General features: G+C 56.3%; 4 protein-coding genes and 1 pseudogene. All 5 read left to right on the top strand.

Annotated elements, in window-relative coordinates; all coding sequences use genetic code 11:
• Positions 1–1,489: hypothetical protein (locus ABRZ26_RS24700; RefSeq protein ID WP_413556470.1), on the top strand; the 1,489-nt coding region annotated here is incomplete at its 5' end.
• Between the two features lie 5 nt (positions 1,490–1,494).
• Positions 1,495–2,550, top strand: coding sequence for a hypothetical protein (locus ABRZ26_RS24705; RefSeq protein ID WP_319606664.1), 1,056 nt, complete (start codon positions 1,495–1,497; stop codon positions 2,548–2,550).
• Positions 2,551–2,555: 5 nt separating this feature from the next.
• On the top strand, positions 2,556–3,611 hold the full coding sequence (locus ABRZ26_RS24710; RefSeq protein WP_319606665.1) for a hypothetical protein: 1,056 nt from the start codon (positions 2,556–2,558) through the stop codon (positions 3,609–3,611).
• A gap of 5 nt (positions 3,612–3,616) precedes the next feature.
• Positions 3,617–4,672: a hypothetical protein gene (locus ABRZ26_RS24715; RefSeq protein ID WP_319606666.1), complete on the top strand. Its 1,056-nt coding sequence runs from the start codon at positions 3,617–3,619 to the stop codon at positions 4,670–4,672.
• A gap of 5 nt (positions 4,673–4,677) precedes the next feature.
• A pseudogene (locus ABRZ26_RS24720) lies at positions 4,678–5,059 on the top strand (hypothetical protein); the annotation flags it as partial.

Raw genomic sequence — 5,059 nt, forward strand, 5'->3', positions numbered from 1 at the left:
ACTGATGGGACAGCAACTCACTCACGCACTGGCGTTTTTTACCGCCGCGCCCGATAGCTGGTTTTCACAGGGAAAGAAAAAAATTGAAGCCTGCGGCCTATGGATCTGGGAAACGGTTCAGGGCGACTTCAACGATAATCAGACCACCGGACAGGTGGTGACCGGCACGGTGATTTCCATGATCCCCTTTGTCGATCAGATCTGCGATATCCGGGATCTGATCGCCAATGGCAGAAAAATCAATGAGGACTCGGGCAATACGGCTGCCTGGGTGGCATTGGCATTAACCCTGATAGGCTGTATTCCGGTTTTGGGCTCCTTTGTCAAAGGGGCGTTCAAGGTGATGTTTTTGGGGATACGCAAGCCTGTGCTGGGCGCGGCCGGGAAGATAATGTCATTCAAACTGGTGAGCGATGGCGTAGATACCGCCATCAAAGGACTGAATAAATTCCTTGCTATGCCCTCCGTGCAAAAGTTCTTCTCTGCCGTGGGGATCGACAATCCCTATCTCTATCTGAGCGAAAAGCTGCGGGAGGTGATGTCATCCCTCAGCGTCCCGTCGTTGTTAAGCGTGCTGGATGATCTGCTGGAGGCGACGCGTGAACTGCTGGGAAAAGCGCGCAGTTGGGGGCCGGCGTCGATCAGAAAACCCATCGACGCCACGTTGCAGGGGCTGACGTCGGTGCGTGACAAGGCGGACGGCATGCTGGGCAAAGCGCTGTCGCCGGTCAATCAATTTCTGGAGGCGCTGGCGGTGCGGCTGCATATCGAAGGCAATACGCTCTATCACACCTATCGCGGGGTGAATGTGCATAAGCTGCGTAAACTGCGGGAGATCGAGGAGGCAGAGCTATTGTTGTTCAAACGTCCCGACTGGGTGGATGTGAATGCGGTTGCGAAATATAAAGGGATCAACAAACTTTCTAAAACGCATAGAAAAGCCATGAAGAATGGCTGGCCGGATCTGGAAAACGGTTTTTTAAAAGACGAATACAAAACATTTCATATTATGAATGCCGCCTACGCCGAGCCGGGTGAGCGATTATACCGGGTGCTGGACCCTTCCAATAAATCCCATGATAACGGCACCTACTGGCTGCGGGAGAAGGACTTTCTGGCGCTGCAAAGCAAGGCCGAGTGGCGTAAAAAATGCGCGGTATGGAAGCACTGGAACGAGAACGGCGAATATGTCATCTATACCGTGCCGCCCGGCCAGCGCATCAAGCTGTGGGAAGGGCCGGCGGCTACCCAGGAAATCGACGTCAAAATCAAAGACCCGAAAACCGGTGAATTTATCAAAACCAAAGACACGGTATCGCTGGAGGGCGGCGGCAATCAGTTGCTGATTTTTCCCGGAGACTTACGCCGGGAGGCGATGGGGCCGCGCCGGAAAACCGGCTGGGGCTACAGCGATCTGAATGACGAAGGCAACTGCTTTGTCGGCGTGCCAAAGCTACAAACCAACTGGTTCGGCGACAACAAGGAGTAAACAAAATGGCGATATTACACCCGCAGGAGTGTTATTTACTGGAGCGCTATACCAGCGTCGACTATTACCGCCGGCGCTGGGAGGCCTACAACGCCTTTGTCGAGCACTGCGAGCAGCAGGTGGAGTTGTTTATGCAAAATCTGCCCGTCGACCTCCGCCGGCGTCCGGCCTGGGATCAGATCGATATTATTTGGCAGAACCGGGTGTTGCCCAATATTCGCGATACGCTGTCCGGGTTAGCCGACAGCTATATTGAGCGGCAGCATAACGACCCCAATGCCTATATTACCGGCGGGGGGGTTAATAGTGACCGCAAAGGGCTGATCGATTACTGGCCGGAAAGCTGGATGAGCCCGCCGGCGCTGCAACAGTATTCCGATCTGTTCAGCCTGGGCAGTATGTACGATACGATGGTGCATAGCACCGTCAGTTCAAACTGGGATGAAGGACTATTAACTTATTTATATGATGAAAGCGCCTTTGGTCCGCTGGATTTACCCGCGCAAATTCCCCGCTACCAGTTGGATACGTCCGTGGTGCTGGGGCCGAATGACCCGGTGACGGTGACCGGAATTTACCTGCCGGATGTGGAATATGCCTGCGCGCAATTTTTTCATCCCTTCAGCTATTTGCCGCATGTCGCCCCGCAGGGAAAGGTCAGAAGTGATTTCGTTACGGACGAAGGGGAACGCGATTATGGTTGGGAGCAAATCGAAAACGTGCCGGCCACCTGGACGCTGATCCGCCGGGTGGAGAATGAATTTATTCCGGTGCCGCCGCAGGGCTTTTTCCTGACCGATCACCCGGATGGATTGTATCGCTGGCCGGAGCGGGAGCAGGCGCTGCTGGCCGGCCGGCAAACCCATCTGACGTTGCTGAGCGGCACGGTCTGCCCGTACGGCGGAGTCTGGAGCACCTATCAGGCCGGGCGCATTGAACGGCAACACTTCGCGCAAGGCGATATTTTGCCGCAGTGGCAGGACAGCGCGACGCAGAAAAGGGTTATCCACTGGACGCTGCTGGAGCGCGACGACGGCGGCATTGTGCAGTTTCCGGGGTAAACAAGATGGCGATATTACACCCGCAGGAGTGTTATTTACTGGAACGCTATACCAGCGTCGACTATTACCGCCGGCGCTGGGAGGCCTACAAGGCCTTTGTCGAGCACTGCGAGCAGCAGGTGGAGCTGTTTGTGCAAAATCTGCCCGCCGACCTCCGCCGCCGTTCGGCCTGGGAGCAGATCGATATTATCTGGCAGAACCGGGTGCTGCCCAATATTCGCGGTACGCTGTCCGGGTTAGCCGACAGCTATATTGAACGGCAGCATAACGACCCCAATGCCTATATTACCGGCGGGGGGGTTAATAGTGATAACAAAGGACTGACCGATTACTGGCCGGAGCGCTGGATGAGCCCGCAGGCGCTGCAACGCTATTCCGAACTGTTCAGCCTGGGCAGTATGTACGATACGATGGTGCATAGCACCGTCAGTTCAAACTGGGATGAAGGGCAATTGACCTATTTATATGATGAAAGCGCTTTTGGTCCGCTGGATTTACCCGCGCAAATTCCCCGCTATCAACTGGATACGTCCGTGGTGCTGGGACCGAATGACCCGGTGACGGTGACCGGAATTTATCTGCCGGATGTGGAGTATGCCGGCGCGCAGTTTTTTCATCCTTTCAGCTATCTGCCGCATGTCGCCCCGCAGGGAAAAATCAGGAGCGAATATATTACAAAACGAGGTGAACGCGATTATGGCTGGGAGCAAATCGAAAACGTGCCGGCCACCTGGACGCTGATCCGCCGGGTGGAGAATGAGTTTATTCCGGTGCCGCCGCAGGGCTTTTTCCTGACCGATCACCCGGATGGATTGTACCGCTGGCCGGAACGAGAGCAGGCGTTGCTGGCCGGCAGGCAAACCCATCTGACGTTGCTGAGCGGCACGGTCTGCCCGTACGGCGGAGTCTGGAGCACCTATCAGGCCGGGCGCATTGAACGGCAACACTTCGCGCAAGGCGATATTTTGCCGCAGTGGCAGGACAGCGCGACGCAGAAAAGGGTTATCCACTGGACGCTGCTGGAGCGCGACGACGGCGGCAGTGTGCAGTTTCCGGGGTAAACAAGATGGCGATATTACACCCGCAGGAGTGTTATTTACTGGAGCGCTATACCAGCGTCGACTATTACCGCCGGCGCTGGGAGGCCTACAACTCCTTTGTCGAGCACTGCGAGCAGCAGGTGGAGTTGTTTATGCAAAACCTGCCCGCCGACCTCCGCCGCCGTCCGGCCTGGGATCAGATCGATATTATCTGGCAAAACCGGGTGTTGCCCAATATTCGCGACACCTTATCCGGGCTGGATCGCAGTTATGTGCGGCTACAGCATCACGACCCCAATGCCTATATTACCGGCGGGGGGGTTAATAGTGACCGCAAAGGGCTGATCGATTACTGGCCGGAAAGCTGGATGAGCCCGCAGGCGCTGCAACGCTATTCCGAACTGTTCAGCCTGGGCAGTATGTACGATACGATGGTGCATAGCACCGTCAGTTCAAACTGGGATGAAGGCAATTTAACCTATCTATACAGTGAGCAATTTTTTGGTCCGCTGGATTTACCCGCGCAGATCCCCCGCTATCAGTTGGATACGTCCGTGGTGCTGGGGCCGAATGACCCGGTGACGGTGACCGGAATTTACCTGCCGGATGTGGAATATGCCTGCGCGCAGTTTTTTCATCCCTTCAGCTATCTGCCGCATGTCGCCCCGCAGGGAAAGGCCCGAAGCGACTATATCAGCCCGGAAGGGAAACGGGATTATCACTGGGAGCAAATTGAAAACGTGCCGGCCACCTGGACGCTGATCCGCCGGGTGGAGAATGAATTTATTCCGGTGCCGCCGCAGGGTTTTTTCCCCGCAGCGCACCCGGACGAGCTGTATCGCTGGCCGGAACGGGAGCAGGCATTGCTGGCCGGCCGGCAAACCCATCTGACGTTACTGAGCGGCACGGTCTGCCCGTACGGCGGAGTCTGGAGCACCTATCAGGCCGGGCGCATTGAACGGCAACACTTCGCGCAAGGCGATATTTTGCCGCAGTGGCAGGACAGCGCGACGCAGAAAAGGGTTATCCACTGGACGCTGCTGGAGCGCGACGACGGCGGCATTGTGCAGTTTCCGGGGTAAACAAGATGGCGATACTACACCCGCAGGAGTGTTATTTACTGGAGCGCTATACCAGCGTCGACTATTACCGCCGGCGCTGGGAGGCCTACAACGCCTTTGTCGAGCACTGCGAGCAGCAGGTGGAGCTGTTTATGCACAACCTGCCCGCCGACCTCCGCCGCCGTCCGGCCTGGGAGCAGATCGATATTATCTGGCAGAACCGGGTGCTGCCCAATATTCGCGGTACGCTGTCCGGGTTAGCCGACAGCTATATTGAACGGCAGCATAACGACCCCAATGCCTATATTACCGGCGGGGGAGTACGCAGTGATAACAAAGGGCTGACCGATTACTGGCCGGAACGTTGGATGAGCCCGTCGGCGCTGCAACAGTATTCCGATCTATTCA

The sequence above is a fragment of the Brenneria sp. L4-2C genome (assembly GCF_040240335.1).
GTDB lineage: Bacteria > Pseudomonadota > Gammaproteobacteria > Enterobacterales > Enterobacteriaceae > Brenneria.

Coding starts and splice junctions, on each gene's coding strand:
- ABRZ26_RS24715 (WP_319606666.1), top strand. CDS start 3,617: ATGGCGATATTACACCCGCAGGAGTGTTATTTACTGGAGCGCTATACC.
- ABRZ26_RS24710 (WP_319606665.1), top strand. CDS start 2,556: ATGGCGATATTACACCCGCAGGAGTGTTATTTACTGGAACGCTATACC.
- ABRZ26_RS24705 (WP_319606664.1), top strand. CDS start 1,495: ATGGCGATATTACACCCGCAGGAGTGTTATTTACTGGAGCGCTATACC.